The organism is Solibacillus sp. FSL R7-0682 (assembly GCF_038005985.1).
In the GTDB taxonomy this organism is placed as follows: Bacteria; Bacillota; Bacilli; order Bacillales_A; family Planococcaceae; genus Solibacillus.
Window position 1 is genome coordinate 1199233 of sequence record NZ_JBBOUI010000001.1, and the last position, 17722, is coordinate 1216954.

Sequence of the window (17722 nt, forward strand, 5' to 3'; positions counted from 1 at the left end):
ACAATCTGGCCATTTAATGGAGTAAGTAAGCTTTACACAAAAAAAGGAGTAATAACTTTGGGACAAAACACATCACATATTTACACACCTTCTAAACACTTTATTTCGGCTGCAACTATTGTACTCAACGACCAAAAGGAAATTTTGCTAATTAAAGGTCCTATTAGGGGTTGGGAAATGCCAGGTGGAATAGTTGAGGAAGGTGAGCCTCTGAAGGACGCGGCAATTAGGGAAACTAAAGAGGAGTCAGGTATTGATATTGAAGTTCTTATATTCTGAGGGGTATTTCAAAATGTGAATAAGTCAATTTGTAATACTCTCTTTTTATCTAAGCCAATTGGTGGCAAATTAATAACTTCCCCAGAAAGTTGAAGTGGGGTTTTTCCCTATCGAGCAGGCTTTGAAAATGATAACTATTGAAAACTTTAGACAAAGAATAGAGTACTGTCTTGATAGTAGCAAACAACTGGAAATTAGTAATAAGGGCATTGTTATTCAACCCTATGGTGTTATTTGAACAAAACGAGTACTATAATATCCGCCGCAACGGGTGCGATTGTTTAATAAGCATCACTGTTCTTATTAAACAACCATATAAGAACGATATTTTCTTACATAATCTGTGGTGTAGTATGGCTTCATGGATCGCAAACGGGGCATTAATCCAAGAAGGATTAAATGCCTTTTTTATTGAAGTAATTTTACTATCGGGGCAGGATAATTGAAGATAATTTATTGGAGGTTATTGATTATGAGAATGCCAACACATATAGTCGCAGTGGGCGGTATCGTAGAAGATGAACAAGGAAACATATTGTTAGTTAAAACGCATCATGGAGGGTGGGTTTTCCCAGGTGGGCAAGTTGAAGTAGGAGAAAACTTAATGGATGCTTTAACTAGAGAAATAAAAGAGGAAAGTGGTATAGACATACATATATCAAACCTAATTGGAGTTTATTCTAATACGGGAATTCACAAATGGCACGATAGTGTAACTGATGTTCCAACTAAACTGATGTTAGATTACGTTTGTAAGCCAATTGGAGGGCAACTTTCTACTTCCGAGGAAACAACAGAAGTCCAATGGATAAATAAAGAAAAAGTGTTGGATTTGATTTCAGCACCAGCTATTCGTACTAGATATAAAGCTTATTTGGACTTTGAAGGAAAAATAAATTATATGGAATACATTACTAAACCAGAGTTTGAATTAAAGGAAAATAGAACAATTTAGACCCCTCTTATTAAACTAACGGGTGCTTTAATTGAATATTCGCATCCCGAAATAATCAAACTTTTTTACAAAACCCAAACTAGATAAATAAAGAACCAACTGTTTTGATCAAACTTTGAATCAAAACAGTTGGTTTCTTTCTGTCTAAAATCAGCGTTTGCAACTTACCTTTTAATCGAACTTTATTAAAAAGCTACATATTACATATTACATAAAAATAAAAGCAGAATTAGTCCTTCAACTAATTCTGCAAAAAGCTATTATAATGTGTAACATTCTATTTGTCATGTTGTAAATCTTTAACATTAGAAAATAACTTGACTTTTAATAAAAGAAAATGCTTGCGGTTTTTTTTGAGAGCAACGTGATATTTATGAAAGATAAAAAAATCTAGCTATTCGAAGTTTTAATTGTTTCATATTGTACGTTCTTCTTTATTTTGTTCAGGTCCCTATCAATTTTACCAATTAACATATGTATTTCTTCATTTTCTGAAGCAGTAAAGGTTTCACCTCTTTGTTTGCTTAAAATAATCGTTTGATTAATTAGCCTCAAACAAGTCTTAATTAGAGCTAAATCCGTTTTGATCGCTTTTTTGTTTATAATGTCGATTTCATTCATATATACCACCCCTTTATTTATATATTCTTCAGTTTGAAGTAAATTCCTTCCAACAAAAAATCGTGCAGTAGGCACTGCTAAAAAAAACAGATTATCTGTTTGAAAGAATGTGAAATATGTCATTTATTATCGAACCATTTTTCGTTTTTACAAAAATATGAAAATAATTAACATCCTATTAACTATCCAACCTTAAACTAGAGGAAACTAGAAAAGGCGGTAGGAAAATGAGTAAATACCTTTCATCTAAAACAATGTTCGCTTTAGCATTTTCGGGGACAGTGATCGTAGCACCGAGTTTAACAACTGAAGCAGCTGGACAAGAATTTAAATTATCAGTCGATGCTCGTTATGATTCAGGAGTTCAAAACCCTGATGGTGGGACAACAGAAATTATTGCATATAACAAACACAATCATTCGATGTATTTAATAAATGGGGATACAAAATTAGTAGAAAAAATTTCGTTAGATTATTCCAAAGAAAATGCAATGAACCTAAAACCAGATTTTTCAGTAGACGTTGCTGAATTAATAAAAAAGATAGATCCTAATTTTGTATACGGTGGGCTAACAAGTATTGCAGTTTCACCTAATGAAAACGTTGTAGTAGCTGCAGTACAAGCAGATGATTATACAAAAGAAGGTTATGCTATATTTTTAACTGGTGAAGGAGAGCTATTAAGTGTTGTGAAAATTGGTGTACAGCCTGATAACATTACCTTCTCACCAGATGGATCACTAGTATTAACTGCTAACGAAGGAGAACCTCGTAACGGTTATGGTGAAGGAATTGTAGATCCATTAGGAACAGTGTCTGTAATTGATGTTTCGAATAGTTTTACGGATTTAACAACTAAAAATATTACATTTGAATCATTTGATCGTGCTGACAAACGTGCTGAGTTAGTAGAGGACCAAGTAATCCTAAAGAAAGATGCAAAACCATCTGTAGATTTAGAGCCCGAATATGTTGTCGTAAGTGAAGATAGCAATTATGCTTACGTTTCACTTCAAGAAAACAATGCCATTGCAAAAATTGATTTAACAACAAACGAAGCAATTTCAGTAAATGGATTAGGATTCAAAGATCATCGAGAAAAAGGAAATGAATTAGATCTTCTTAAAAATAAGGAAGCAAAACTTCAAAATGAAAATGTCTTTGGTATTTACATGCCAGATGGTATTTCAACTTATAGCGTAAACGGTAAAAACTATATTGTAACTGCGAACGAAGGTGACAGTCGTGAGTGGGGAGAAGAGGACACGCCTGTATTCCATTTAAACGAAAATGAAAAAGAGATAGATGGAAACGAAATCGTATTTTATGATACGGTGCAATATGACGGTTTTGAAAATGGAAAAGACTATATTTTTGGTGGACGCTCTTTCTCAATCGTCGATGCTGAAACAATGGAAATCGTATTTGATAGCGGCAGTGATTTTGAAAAAATAACGGCTGAGCTTTTCCCTGAATTTTTCAACACAACGAATGATGCTGTAAAGCTCGATAACCGCAGTGGTAAAAAAGGTCCGGAGCCTGAAGATGTAAAAGTAGGTAAAATTGGTGACGAGGTATTCGCATTCATTGGTTTGGAACGTATTGGTGGGATTATGATGTACAACATTACAGATCCGACAAAGGTCGAATTTGTCGATTATATTAATACGCGTGACTTTAGTGAAGATATGAAAGGGGACGTTTCTCCAGAAGGATTAGCATTTGTACCTGCTGAAAAGCCTCAATTATTAGTTGGGCATGAAGTGAGTGGGACTGTAACAGTATTTGATATCCTTGCTAAAGATATAAATGTGAAATTCCAAGATATTGAAAATCATAGTGCAATAAATGAAATTACGAAAGTCACACAAGCCGGAATATTAAATGGTGTCAACGAAACAACATTTGCACCAAATACCTCATTTACAAGAGCTCAAACTGCCACGGTATTAAATCGACTAGCGGGTAATACAAATACGAATGGGATAGAATGGGCAATTGAGAATAATTTAATGCTAAGTGGAACGGATCAAACATTTGCTCCAAACAAAGAAATTACACGTGAACAATTTGCCTATGCAGTTTATAACTATCTTGTTTTATCTGGTGAAACATTCGAAAGTACAACGAGAGAAAAATACAATGATGATGCAAAACTTAGCGCAGAAGCAAAACAAGCTATCTATGCACTTCAATCAAAAGGAATCATGATTGGTTCAGCTAAAAACTTCAATCCAAACAATTCATTAACTCGTGCACAAGCTGCAATCGTCATCAGTCGAATTTTAAACTAAACGATTTATTATCTCTTTAGTAAAGTCGAAAAATAGTCTTCTATTTTAAAAAAACAGATAGAAGGCTATTTTAATATGCTTTCTATCTGATCTGTTATTTTAAAGGCTGTATCATTTAATTTTTCTTTACTAAATAATAGGACGTGATCCACGCCGTAATGGGAATCACTAAAGTTACGCCAATTGCTGCACAACAGATTGTGATTATTTCCGCACTAAAAACTTTTGAATTAACGATTTCACCAATCGAATAAGATAAATCTTTAAACCATATTAATAATGCTAAATAGCTTCCAAAGAAAGCGAAAAAAAGTGTATTTGTACTAGTCCCTATTATGTCTCGTCCAATACTTAACCCAAATTGGAAAAGTTCTGTTCGCTCAATAATTGGATGATGAAAGTGCATTTCACGCATTGGAGATGAAATGGCGATAGCTGCATCTGTAATTGCACCTATAGTACTCATAATAATGACGGAAATGGCAATCTTCGTGAAATCTAAGCCGATATATAAAGAAAACATCCCCATTTCTTCTGTTTCTTCTTCACCAAATCCCTGAATCATCGCATAATGCGTTATGACGGCAATAAAAAAGAGTAAGATGATCGTAGTAAGTAGTGTTGAAAGAAAGGCCGGTTTCGTTTTACTATTCACTTCATTAATATAAAAGAGATTGATACAACTAATTGCGACACAGGCAATTATAGTTAATGCTACTGCATTTACAGTTGGAGCATTCATAAAGAAAATCGTAACGATGATTACACCAAAATTAAAAAATAACGCCAAAAAGGACCTTACACCTTTTTTTCCTCCTATTAGGGTCATGAATAGAAATAATAATCCAGCTAATAAAACGATTACATTCATAGTCTAGCCTTCTTTCTATTTATAAAGAAAATGGTTGTATAGAGCCCGATTGGAATTGTTAAAACAATTCCGATTCCTCCTGCTAATGCTCGAACGAGTTCTAAGGAAAGGTTCAATGAAAGTGTGTAACCGAATGGAGAAGCATTTTTAAAATAAAGTATGAGCATAGGAATGGAACCACTTACATAAGCAAAAAATAGAATATTCGTCATTGTGCCCATAATATCTTTACCAATTTCCATGCCAGATTGGATCAGTGCTTTTACTGAAATGGTATGATCTTTCTCATATAATCCAAAAATTGAAGAAGACATTGTTATCGCTACATCCATTACAGCACCTAGCGAACCAATAAAGAGTCCGGCCATAAATACCGTTTTATATGGTCGTGTGATAAACTGTAATTCCTCATAACGGAGCCCGTTTTCACCTGTGATTAACAGACATACATATGTAATGAGGAGGGCAGTAAATGTACCCAATAATGTTGCGATTATAGCTGCATAGGTCTTCTCATTAACCCCATTCACCAATAATAAGGAAACGACAGTAAATAAAATAATACTAATACCACAAATCCATAAAAGGCTTTGGTTCGCATGTTGAATATAAAGATCTAAAGCAAATGATAAGAGGGTGGCATTAAATAGTAAACTAAAAACCGATAACAAGCCTTGCTTTTTCCCAATAATTAATAATACAAAAATAAATACCCAGGCAATGATGGCTAAATATTTATCCCGTTTAACGCCGGTAATCGTTCCAGTTATTTTTTGACCTTCTTCGTCTTGCGCATTGATTGTAACAAAAAGTTCATTACCTACTTCGTATTTATGATCAAAAGCCTGTGATTTTGAAAATTCATTTGTTATATGAACAAGTGATCCTTTATTCTCTCCATTTTTCATTTTTGCAATTATTTGTTGTGTATATAATGTATCTTCGTTATTATGCATATCCTGAACGTCGATTGTACTCTCAATATTTGATTTGATTACTTCCGCAATCGTGCTTTCATATAAAGCGTAATTGTTAAAAACAAATATAATCGAACTAATACAACAAAAAAGAACAGCAATAAAAAAAATACGTTGTTTTAATAGTATTCTGCTATATAAATTTTTAATAGTATGCATTTATACACGTCCTTCTATAAATATTGATTGAATAGCACCGCTTAAGTATTAGATTTTTAAGAGAACGTTAAGCAACGTTAAAGAATTATTCTAACAAAGTAAACGAATCTTGACCAATGGATTTCCTTTAGTTTATTACGATCACGAGTAACTGTAAGCGTCATATTTATAATATAATACATCAAACGGGTAAATTGTTTTGTGTTAAAATAATCTATAAAATACTAAAATTTTCTCTTTCGGTGCATATATTTGTGAATTTTGAGGGGGTTGTAAATTGTGGGCATGAATGATTCTGGACACTTTAATAGTAAAAGTACACATGATTATTTACAGCAAGTAATAGACCAATATAAGACCGCTATTCAAAATTTTTATGTTTTATTTATTTTTGATGAGCTTGAAACACAGTATGATTATTATTTCTTATACAAACAACATATGTCAGAAGGATCTATCATTTCTTTGGATCAAAATGATATGTTTTCTACTTCAAAAAGTTTTGTATTAACAGAAGACGCATATTTACAAAATGAGGAGCTATTTTATAAATTTCGTATACAGGCGAGAAACCGTACAATCGAAAAGATGGCGAAGTCTGTCATATTTTATGTTGTTGCACAAAATGACCATGCGAATTATTCCATTTTAAGTAATCAACAGCTACTTGATGAGGCGCTTGAAAAGACAAAAAGAATTATACAAAAGTCAACATTCATTAGTGACCCGATTACATGGGATTATTTTTATAGTTGGTGTAGAGCTCAGTTAACGACACTTGTTTTTGAGGAAATGGTCATTACATATGGTGTGAATGGTCTAAAAGAATTAACACCATTCCAATTAAATGACTTATTTTTCAAGTTATTAACAACCAATTTGACGAGTAATAAGGAGTTTATAAATAAGTTTGCACGCGCGGTTGATTTATATATTCAAGAATGGCAACGAAAAATTATTCATGAATTAAACAATAATATTCAAACGTATTTACGAATTGAGAATGCAGTTGAAAAGCAAGAGGTTAAACGAGGGGAACGAGATTTTTTACAAATGACAACGGTTCCAAATTATATAGTTGTTTTAAACAGTGTTATTTATCATGCAGTGCGGGAAGCAATCTATCGACGAGATTTTACTCAAGGTGAGCCAGATTCTTGGCCAAAGTACCACTTTATTAAAGGGAAGACGAAAGGGCATATTCGCATTATTCCAAAATTAGAAAAAGATAAAAATAGAATGAATTTAAACGAAAATTCTTTAATTATGGCACATAATATCGTACAAAAATTATCAACGATTGATGTCGATGTACTTGATATTTTATGTAGCTTGTTTTTGCATAGAGCAAAACATCCTGAGGAAGTAGTCGAAATCGAATTAGCAGATATTTTAGTGATGCGCGGCTTAAAGGCAAAGTTAGGTGGAGAAGGTAGGCGTGGCGGCTTTGAAGCAAAGCAAAAAGAGCAAGTGATACAGGCTTTAAGTAATATTCAAAGTTTATGGCTGACGATTGAAAAAACGGTATTGTATAAAAACAATCAACCTGTTCAAGTTGGCGTACAAGGAAGAACTTTTCTGTTTAAATACAAAGACGGAAAAGAATATGTAGTGAATAAAGAAAATTGTAGCAAAACGATTTCATTTACAGTTGATAAAGTTTTTGCAAAATATTTAACCTCATCGCAAAGACAGGTTGCTTTATTGCCGATAAAGGCACTTCGATATCATGCATATCGGTTCAATTGTGAAAAGCAACTATGTCGATATTTGAGTTGGCGTTGGCGCACACAAGCCTTTAAAGGGGATTTTTTGCAGTTAAATAAAATTAGCACACTACTAGAGGCTAGTGGTGAAATTTTAAATGAACGCTCACCGATGCGAACTCGTGAAAGATTTGAAAAAGCACTTGATCAACTTACAGCCGACGATATTGTTGCAGCTTGGCACTATGTAAATTGGGACGAAAATTTAGCGTTAAGTAAAGGCTGGACAAAATATTGGCTGAATACATCTGTTGTGATTGAGCCATCGGATGTTGTGAAGGAGCATTACCGCTCGATTAAAAAAGTTAATAAAAACACTGCCCTACAAAATGAAACCGCTTTAAAAAAAAATGCAGTCCATCGAAAAATAGGTGAACGCTTACTTGAAATTCGCAAGGAATATAAACTCACACTACTAACTGTAGCAGAAGAACTCCAAGTATCAGCTTCCTATGTCAGTAATATTGAACGTAATCAAGCAAAGCCATCTGCAAAACTAAGAATGAGAATAGTAAAGTGGATGGAGAAGTTTGATTAACCGACTTTACTAAAAAAATAATTTAGGAATATCGTGTTTTTGATATGCCTTCCCTTCGTTAACGCAACTGTGTTAGTATTTTATAATTGTAAAATGTAAGGCTTTTCCAAAGGTAATTTGAAATTACTTTCGGAAAAGCTTTTTTAGTGGCTAAAAAGTATAAGATTTTAAGGGAATCCACATAAGTAAAGACATCATTTCGTTCTATTTTAGTATGAAATGTGTTTTTTTAGTATTTGTGAATGCGCTTACAATGTGTTGGTGTCGAGGTTAAATCGCGTGATTGTCGGGGTTAAAGTGTGCATAGAAATTTTCATAGAAATTTTCAGGTTAGCTATATCAACGGCTGAAGTACTTTATTTTAAAATAGTATGGTCTTTATAAGTATATAAATTTAGATTTCATAATTTTCTTATTATTCAAAAAACAGGAGGTAAAATATTGTTACAGATGTGATATCTGATGAAAACAATACTAGGGGTGATAGTTGATGACTCAACAAGTAATAGGTTATGAATCGTTAAGGCCATTGTTAAACCCAAAGTCGATTGCTGTATTAGGTGCATCAGAAAACAAGTATAAAATCGGGCATTTACAAATTCAAGCTTTAATTGATGGAAAATTTCAAGGTGATATTATTCCTATCCACCCTTCAGCAAGTGAAATTGCAGGGTTAAAAAGCTATCCAACATTAGCAGACGTACCGAATGAGATTGATCTAGTTATTTTTTGTGTTAGCTACAATCAAATAAAAGCAGGGTTAGTAGCATGTGCTGAAAAGAAAGTAAAGTCGGCCATTATTTTTGCATCAGGTTTTTCTGAAACAGGTGTAGAAGGTCAAAAGTTACAGCAAGAATTAGCACAATATGCGCAACAACATGGCATTCGCCTAGTTGGACCTAACTGTGTAGGGCTTGTGAACACTTCAAACGGCCTAATCGGAACCTTTTCACCAGCTATTTTAACAGTACCAATGAATGGAAAGAAAGGTGTAGGTTATGTGTCTCAAAGTGGCGCATTTGGTGTTTTAACATATATGGCCGCTGCTCAACATGGGATTAGCTTTAATTATTTCATTAGTACAGGAAATGAAATGGATGCTAGTTTTGAAGATTTCGTTGAGTATATGGTGCACGACGATGAGACGAGCATTATTAGTGGCTATTTAGAGGGAACAAAAAAACCAGAAAAATTAAAACTTCTAGCAAAACAAGCTTTAAATAAGAAAAAGCCTATTTTACTGATGAAAACAGGGCGTAGTAATGCAGGTAGTCGTGCGGCAGCATCTCATACAGGTGCATTAGCTGGTTCAGATAAAATATATGATGCCTTTTTCAAACAATATGGCATTATCCGAGTGGATGATTTTGAGGACATTATTGCATTTTCAAAATTATTTAATCCAGAAAAGCTACCTACTGGTAAAAATACCGTAATTATTACGAGCTCAGGTGGACGTGGGATAAATGAAGCCGATCGCTGTGAAAGCTATGGCTTAAATATCGTCGAGTTATCAAAGGAGACACAAGCAGAAATTCGTAAAACATTACCGGAATATGCAAGTGTCAGCAATCCGATTGACTTAACTGCCGCAGCTTCTGTGACTAACCCAGAATTTTATTTGGCGCCGTTAAAGGCACTAGTAAATGATCCAGATGTAGATAACATTATTTTCACAGATTTCCCATATGTTTGGGATGAAAATTCGCCAATGTTACAAGAGTTTGTATCGATTGCGAAATCAAGCAATAAGCTTATAGGTATTTTCCCATTCCCACTTGAAGGAATGACTTATCCTAAAGCAACGGAAACGCTTGTTGCAAATGATGTATCTGTTATTTCGGGTACTTTAAACCCTGTGCGCGCTTTAGCAAAGCTTGTGCAATATAGCTCATATGTACAGATGAATGAACAGGCATATGATGTTGCGGCAGATTTTGGCCCAGCCAGTATAGAGGATTTATTAAAGCCTGGGACTACATTAAGTGAATCTGAAGCTAGTCAAATACTAGATCGATACGGAATCCCAACGACAAAGCGCTATATCGCAAAGGAATCCGAAGAAGCTGTTGAAATGGCGAAAGAAATTGGTTTCCCCGTTGTTTTGAAAATCGACTCACCACATATTCCACATAAAACAGAAGCAGATGGAATTCGATTAAATATATGTACTGAAGAAGAAGTACGTAAAGCATTTGAAGAAGTGATGGCAAATGCGAAAGAGTATAATCCCGCTGCTACGTTAAATGGTGTATCAGTGCAAGAGATGTTACCAAATGGTGTTGAAGTTATTATTGGCGCACATAATGATGACACATTTGGTCCAGTTATTATGGCTGGCTTAGGTGGGATATTTGTAGAAGTGTTTAAAGATATAGCTTTTAAAGTAGCACCATTATCAAGTAAAGATGCATTTGATTTATTAGAAGAGCTACAAGGAAAAGCGCTTTTACATGGTGCACGAGGAAAAGCTCCTGTAGATAAAGAGGCAATAATCGACGTACTTCTAAAAGTATCAAATCTTATGAGTGACAACAAAGATACGATAAAAGAGCTCGATATTAATCCACTTATCGTTTATGAAAAAGGGATAAAAGCTGCTGATGCGATGATCGTCGTACAGGAGAAGGTATCCGAAATACAAGTAATAGGAGGATAAGTTTCATGGAATTAGCACATTTAGTTGGAAAATCAGGTGAGCCCTTTGTATTTCAAGTGGATCAACGTCATATTCGTCAATTTGCACAGGCAATAGGTGACCTAAATCCATTGTACACAGATGAACATTACGCAAAAACAACTGTACATGGTGGGATTATTGCGCCACCTTCCTTTCCGGTAGCGATTAGTCCTGATAACGGTGAGGAATTGGATTTAGGTCTAGATTATCGACGCATGCTTCACGGTGAGCAACAATTTATCTATACAAGACCGATTCGCCCTGGTGACGTATTAAAATGCCAATTAAAGGTGTCAGATGTATACGAACGTGAAGGGAAAAACGGCAAAATGGAGTTTTTAGTACTCGACACAGAAATTACGGACGAGGCAGGTAATCACGTCGTAACAAGCCGTACGAATATTATTTATCGACCACTAGTAGTGAATTGATTATTTGTGGGCTGAGTTTCTCTACTCAGCCCGATAAAGAAAGGAGCATTCTTAATGGTTCAATATGATCAGTTAACAGAGGGACAACAGCTACCAGCACATACAAAGGAAAAGGTAACGAAAGTTCAGCTTGTAAAATATGCAGGTGCATCAGGTGATTTTAACCCGTTACATACGGATGATGCATTCGCTCAAAAAATTGGGTTACCGGGTGTTATTGCACACGGCATGCTTGTAATGGGATTTCTCGGCGAATACATCAATAAATTAGCGGGCGATGTAGCTGTCGTGAAGGATTTTAAAATGCGCTTCGGTGCAATGACAGTGCCAAACGATATCATTACATGCCAAGGTATTGTTAAGAAGATTTATGAAGAAGATGGAAGGCAAATCGCTGTATTAGATTTATTCGCAGAAAAAGGTCCTGGACAAATCGTTGGTTCAGGGGAAGCGATTTTACAATTTTAATTCGAAGGAGAGTTAGAAGATGAGAACTATTCGAAATAAATATGCCATTGTTGGTGTAGGGGAAAGTAAACGTTCAAAAAATTCTGGGGTAACACCATTACATTTAGCATTAGATGCTGCACGTGCAGCAATTGCTGATGCAGGTTTAGAAGCAAAAGATATCGATGCATTTATGAGTTATTCAGAGCATGATTCTTGTACACCTCATCAAGTAGCAACATATTTAGGGGTACGTCCCGGTGTAGTGAAAGAAATTGTAGGTGGTGGCAGTAGTACCGAATTATTAATTGCAGATGCAGTTGGCCTAATTGAAACAGGTCAAGCAAAAACCGTTTTAATTTACCGTGCGATGAACGGGCGCTCTGGTATGCGGATGGGCGGCGGTGGTTGGAGTACAGATTTACTTCAATCAGCCTTTGAAGGAGGTAGCTTTATCATTCCTTACGGCGCGGGAAGCCCAGGGCAATGGTTCGGTTTATTTGCGACACGTCATATGCATTTAAACGGTTTAACTCAAGAGCATTTAGGTCATGTTTGTACGAGCTTTTACGAGCATGCGCAGCGCAACCCAAATGCATTCTTCTATGGCAAGCCATTAACATTAGAAGAGTATATGAAAACAGCTCATTTAAGCTCACCGTTTACAAAGCATGATTTCTGTTTAGAGTCTGATGAAGCGAATGCAATTATCGTGACTTCTGCAGAGCGTGCAAAAGATTGTAAATCAACACCTGTTTACATTATGGGAATGGCTGCTCGTCAATCTGTATCGCATGCGCACTACTGGAAAAACGTAGATGAAGTTGCTTCAGATTATGTTGCACCGGAACTTTATAAGGCAGCTGGCATCTCACCAGAAGATATTGATGTAGCGTCAATTTATGATTGCTTTAGCTGGGTGGTGTTACGTCAATTGGAGGCGTATGGCTTAGCTCCAAAAGGAGAAGTGGGTGATTTTGTAGCAGCAGGAAACTTGAAGTTAAATGGCAAGCTACCTACGAATACAGCTGGTGGGATGTTATCTGAAGGCTATACGCACGGAATGAACAACGTGCTTGAAATTGTACGTCAAGTACGCCATGAATATGCTGGTACTAATCGACAAGTTGAAAATTGTGAAATCGGTATTTGTACAGGCTGGGCTGGACCAGATATTGCAGGTGCAATGATTTTAAGTAAATAGGAGGGTTTTATTATGAGTGAAGAGACAAAAGTAAAATATGAAAAACCAATTCCATTAAAAACATTAGATAATACGCCTTATTGGGATGCTGCTGATCGTCATGAACTTGCATTGCAAAAATGCAATTCATGTAATGCATATAATCATCCTCCAGGTCCAAGCTGTGCAAGTTGTGGAAGCGTGGACGTTATTTGGGAAGATCAAGGAAGTGACATTCAAGGGAAAGTGTATTCCTATGTTGTGTCATACCGACCATTTTTACCTGGTTTCCAAAACGATATTCCGTTAGTCATTGCTGTAATAGAGTTGGATCACCTGCCAGAAGTAAAAATTATCGGCAATATTTTAGATGGCAATGCAGATAATATTACAATTGGATCCGCTGTAAAAATGGTTTGGGAAGATGCGTCAGAAGATCGTGCAGTTCCACAATGGACACTAGCATAAATACTTTTTAAGAAGGGGGTAATAGACATGGATTTTTCATATACAGCGCAAGAAGAGCAGTTTCGTATGGAACTACGTTCTTGGTTAGAAACAAACTTACCTGATGGCTGGTTGGATGGCACGTTTGAAATGCCTGAGGAGCAAGCAGCTTACGGTCAATTTTTACGTGACTGGCAAAAAAGGCTCTCTGATGGGCGATGGGCAGCGATTGCATGGCCAGAAAAACATGGTGGTCGTAATGCAACGCTTATGGAAGAAATTATTTACCATCAAGAAATGGTACGTGTGAAGGCACCACCGCTAGTAAACTATGTTGGTTTACATATGGTTGGACCAACATTAATGCATATTGGAACACCTGAGCAACAGGAAAAATATATTCCAAAAATTTTATCGGGCGAAGAAGTTTGGTGCCAAGGGTATTCTGAGCCAAATGCGGGTTCAGACTTAGCAGCAGTTCAAACAACTGCCGTCAGGGACGGAGATAAATGGATTATTAACGGTCAAAAAATTTGGACGAGTTTTGCACACTTTGGGGACCGCTGTTTTTTAGTAGCTCGCACGAGTAAAGGGGAGAAAAAGCATCATGGTATTACATGTTTCCTACTCGATATGAATCAACCTGGCGTAGAGGTACGTCCGATTATTCAAATGGATGGAGAGCATGATTTTAATGAAGTGTATTTAAATGATGCCGTTGCATATGACAGTGAAATAATTGGTCAAGTAGATGATGGATGGCGCGTAACAATTGCACTTCTTATGCACGAACGTACAGGTATCGGCGCCCAAGTATTTTCACTCGAACAGCAATTTGACGAATTAGTAGACTTAGCGCAAGCGGTTAAAGAAGATGATGTGGCGATTATTCAAAAAGCAGATGTGCGTAAACGTATGCTAGATTTATATATTAAATCTCGTGGATCCCTATTAAACTATTACCGTAATTTAACGAAGCAGCTTAAAGTGGGGCATCCAGGCGTTGAAGGATCGATGGATAAGTTATTCGTGAGTGAAGTGACGAAAGAATTGTTTGCAGAGGCTATCTCTTTACAAGGACATCAAGGATTATTGTGGAAAGATGATGCGATTTATGGCAAGTCCTATTGGCAAAAAAATTATTTATATTCATTTGGCCAAACAATTGGTGGCGGTACGAGTGAAATACAAAAGAACACGATTGCAGAACGTATATTAGGCTTACCAAAAGATGTAGGACGATAATCTATAAAGAGGGTGAATGATCATGGATTTTTCATTAAACCAAGAACAGGAAATGTTTCGTGAATACGTTAGAAAATATTTAACTGACATGGAACAAACGAAAGTAGCACGCGATTACATTGAAAATAAAATTGAGCATGTAAAAACCGTACTTTCCGAGCTACACGAGTTAGGTTGTACGCAATTAAATATTCCAGAAAAATACGGTGGTATGGGTTTAGGGAAACTAGATTTAGTGCCGATTATGGAGGAAATGGGCCGCGCAGTAGTTCCAGGACTCTATTTAGAAACGAGCGCATTTGCTGTGCCAATCATTGAACAATTCGGTATAGAAGAGCAAAAGAAAACTTATTTACCGCAAGTGGCAAATGGTGAAGCAAGTTTTACGATTGCTTGGCTAGAGCCAGGTCGCAGTTATAAGCAACATGGAATTCAAGTGAGAGCCGTTGTAAATGGAGAAACGGTTGTAATAAACGGTGTGAAGACTCAAGTACCAGATGTTGAGCTTGCGCAATATTTAATCGTACCTGTGCTAATTGACGAGAAAGTTACGGTATTAATTGTTGATAAAAATGCACCGGGCATTACTTTACGTAAGCAGAAAGCATTTGATGAAACACGTAAGTTAACAGAAGTGACACTTGAAAATGTGGAAGTACCAGTTAGTCAAATAATCGGTGGGATTGGTGAAGGCTGGCCAATTATCCAAGAAGGTTTATTGTCTTACAATGCAGCTTTATCTTCTGTTGCGGTAGGTGCAATGGAACATATTGTTGGGATGGCAAGTGAATATGCAACAATTCGTGAACAATTTGGTAACCCAATTGGAAGATTTCAAGCGATAAAGCATCGTTTAGTTGATATGAAGCTAGATTTAGAAACTGCTCGTTCCCTTTCTTATTATGCGAACTGGGCACTTGAAACAGCTTCACAGGACCGTATTGAAGCAATTTGCAGTGCTCGTATTTTTGCAACACAGGCGTTTATACGTACATCTGCACACAATATACAAATTCATGGAGGGATTGGCTTTACGGAAGAGATTGATTGTCATTTATTCGTAAAGCGTGCCCGTTTTTATGAAAATTATCTAGGTAATATTGAACAATATTATGAGCAAGCAATTACAGCATTAAACTGGGAAAATACAGAACAATCGGTAGTGAAAGAAACGATTTTAAGCACACAATAATAGTTTTGATTTGTAAGAGCAGTCATTAATAAATAAATATCGTAAATTAAGTTGTCACTAAGTTTAGGAGAGATTTCTCATTTGTAAAATACGTATTTCGTTTCTTACATGAGAAATCTTTTTTGTGTACTTGTTTTCATAATTAGTAAAGACAAAATTTAATTTAGAGGGTGATATGATTGATTTTCAAAACTTCTAGAACGGTTGAATCTTTATCGTACAAACAAAAGGTATTATTAATGGTTGGTATTTTCTTATGTATTGAATTAGGATTAATGGTTTCTTCTGAGTTTTCTGTCGCTCTTCCAAAAATTATTGAAGATATTGGCGGTGTAGAATTTTATTCGCTTGTGTTTACTGTTAACTTAGCAGTTTCGGCAATTGTCACACCGATTGTTGGGAAGCTTAGTGATATGTATGGACGACGTCGGCTTTTGATTATTGGTATTTAAATTATTTTAGTTTCTGAAGTGCTGACACCGTTACTTGTCTCGAATATTTATCACTTAATGATTTTCCGTGGCATTCAAGGCTTAGGAGGAGCGGCAACGGCAGTTGTTGGTTTAGTCGTAATTAGCGATATTTTTGATATTGAAAATCGTGCGAAATTTTTAGGCTTTTACGGGGCATTAAATGCATTAACAGCAATCGTTGCACCAACTGTTGGTGGTATTTTCGTTCAATATATGTCATGGCATTGGGTATTCTACTCAATCGCACCAGTTGGATTGTTTGGTTTATTCTTTGTTATAAAATATATGCCTGAAATTCCGAAAGCTAGAAATGCAAGTTTAGATTTTAAAGGAATCACTATTTTAAGTATCGCTATATTAACTTTTGTAGCTATAACAACAGTAGGTGGAACGCGAGTACCTTGGCTGTCCCTAACAATGCTTATGCTAGTTCTCGCTTTAGTAGCGGCAGTAACATTATTTATCACTAGTCAAAAGAAAAGTGTCGATCCAATTATTCCATTGCACTTATTCAAGTACCGTGTATTTATAATTTGTTTACTTTCAGTATTTGCCATGATGTTTGCTGCAACAGGGTTAATTTATTTCTTACCAATGTTCTTACAAAATATTTACGGTTTTACACCAACCGAAACAGGTTTATTTATGACTTATCGGGGTGTGACATCCTTTATATTTGCAGCAATAAGTGGCTTTATCGTTGCTAAATTAAAAGACTTCCGCTTAGTTGCAATTGGGGCAATGATAATTTTTGGAGGCACAATATTTGTATTAACGTTCTTCACTACATCGATTTCATCAATAGCAATCACAATCATTTGCTTAATTTGGGGGTCATCAAGTGGAATTTTAATTTCCATTTTCCATACAGGAATTCAAATGAACTTACCGAATAAAGACATTAGTATTGCAATGGGGGTAGTCCAGTTATTTGTTGCCATTGGTTCACTATTAGCAACGTCCCTATTAGGTTTATTTTTACGAAATGCAAATTTAAGCTTGGGGTTCAGTTATTTATTATTCACATGTTTAGGTGTCGTTTTATTTGCACTAGTCGTATTTATCGTGGCGTTACAACGTCGTAATTTACGAGCTGAATCAGAAACAGAGGCTTTAAAACAGCAAAACTTAAATGAGGAGCTAGTTTAAATTGAAAATGCTTTT

The 17722-nt window shown here is 35.7% G+C and carries 13 protein-coding genes and 2 pseudogenes; 12 read left to right on the forward strand and 3 right to left on the reverse strand.

Annotated features, from left to right (window positions below; genetic code table 11):
* Positions 1-78 precede the first annotated feature (78 nt).
* Positions 79-517: pseudogene (locus MKZ17_RS06105) on the forward strand (NUDIX hydrolase).
* 234 nt (positions 518-751) lie between these two features.
* The gene (locus tag MKZ17_RS06110) at positions 752-1234 is read left to right on the forward strand and encodes an NUDIX hydrolase (RefSeq protein WP_340722871.1); all 483 of its coding nucleotides are present in this window, start codon (positions 752-754) and stop codon (positions 1232-1234) included.
* Between the two features lie 390 nt (positions 1235-1624).
* Here the strand turns inward: MKZ17_RS06110 and MKZ17_RS06115 are convergent, their stop codons facing one another.
* The gene (locus tag MKZ17_RS06115; protein ID WP_340722872.1) at positions 1625-1855 is read right to left on the reverse strand and encodes a phosphoglycerate mutase; all 231 of its coding nucleotides are present in this window, start codon (positions 1853-1855) and stop codon (positions 1625-1627) included.
* A 227-nt stretch (positions 1856-2082) separates the two neighbouring features.
* On the opposite strand from MKZ17_RS06115, the gene MKZ17_RS06120 reads away from it, so the two are divergent.
* Positions 2083-4149, forward strand: a complete 2067-nt coding sequence (locus MKZ17_RS06120) for a choice-of-anchor I family protein (protein ID WP_340722873.1) — start codon at positions 2083-2085, stop codon at positions 4147-4149.
* 115 nt (positions 4150-4264) lie between these two features.
* Here MKZ17_RS06120 and MKZ17_RS06125 read toward each other — a convergent pair whose 3' ends face one another.
* Together MKZ17_RS06125 and MKZ17_RS06130 are read right to left on the reverse strand one after the other, a co-directional pair.
* Complete coding sequence (locus MKZ17_RS06125) at positions 4265-5020, reverse strand: YibE/F family protein (RefSeq protein ID WP_340722874.1); 756 nt, start codon at positions 5018-5020, stop codon at positions 4265-4267.
* The gene (locus tag MKZ17_RS06130; protein WP_340722875.1) at positions 5017-6156 is read right to left on the reverse strand and encodes a YibE/F family protein; all 1140 of its coding nucleotides are present in this window, start codon (positions 6154-6156) and stop codon (positions 5017-5019) included. Before MKZ17_RS06130 ends, MKZ17_RS06125 begins: the two co-directional genes overlap by 4 nt.
* A gap of 285 nt (positions 6157-6441) precedes the next feature.
* Here MKZ17_RS06130 and MKZ17_RS06135 point away from each other — a divergent pair, with 285 nt between their 5' ends.
* From MKZ17_RS06135 to MKZ17_RS06175, 9 genes and pseudogenes are all read left to right on the forward strand, one after another.
* Entirely contained in the window at positions 6442-8460 is a 2019-nt protein-coding gene (locus MKZ17_RS06135) for a helix-turn-helix domain-containing protein (RefSeq protein WP_340725504.1), read from the forward strand.
* Between the two features lie 490 nt (positions 8461-8950).
* Positions 8951-11119 carry an acetate--CoA ligase family protein gene (locus MKZ17_RS06140; RefSeq protein WP_340722876.1) on the forward strand — a complete coding sequence of 723 codons (2169 nt, stop codon included), beginning with the start codon at positions 8951-8953 and terminating at the stop codon, positions 11117-11119.
* Positions 11120-11124: 5 nt separating this feature from the next.
* Positions 11125-11571 (forward strand): MaoC family dehydratase N-terminal domain-containing protein, encoded by a 447-nt coding sequence (locus MKZ17_RS06145; RefSeq protein WP_340722877.1) that lies wholly within the window; start codon positions 11125-11127, stop codon positions 11569-11571.
* A 54-nt stretch (positions 11572-11625) separates the two neighbouring features.
* A complete protein-coding gene (locus tag MKZ17_RS06150) occupies positions 11626-12039 on the forward strand; it encodes a MaoC/PaaZ C-terminal domain-containing protein (RefSeq protein WP_340722878.1) in 414 nt (137 codons plus the stop codon).
* Positions 12040-12058: 19 nt separating this feature from the next.
* Positions 12059-13222, forward strand: coding sequence for a thiolase C-terminal domain-containing protein (locus MKZ17_RS06155; protein ID WP_340722879.1), 1164 nt, complete (start codon positions 12059-12061; stop codon positions 13220-13222).
* Positions 13223-13234: 12 nt separating this feature from the next.
* Positions 13235-13669, forward strand: a complete 435-nt coding sequence (locus tag MKZ17_RS06160) for a Zn-ribbon domain-containing OB-fold protein (RefSeq protein ID WP_340722880.1) — start codon at positions 13235-13237, stop codon at positions 13667-13669.
* A gap of 27 nt (positions 13670-13696) precedes the next feature.
* A complete protein-coding gene (locus MKZ17_RS06165; RefSeq protein ID WP_340722881.1) occupies positions 13697-14893 on the forward strand; it encodes an acyl-CoA dehydrogenase family protein in 1197 nt (398 codons plus the stop codon).
* Positions 14894-14915: 22 nt separating this feature from the next.
* Positions 14916-16085 (forward strand): acyl-CoA dehydrogenase family protein, encoded by a 1170-nt coding sequence (locus MKZ17_RS06170; RefSeq protein ID WP_340722882.1) that lies wholly within the window; start codon positions 14916-14918, stop codon positions 16083-16085.
* A gap of 275 nt (positions 16086-16360) precedes the next feature.
* Positions 16361-17707, forward strand: a pseudogene (locus tag MKZ17_RS06175) (MFS transporter).
* The last annotated feature ends 15 nt before the right edge of the window (positions 17708-17722 follow it).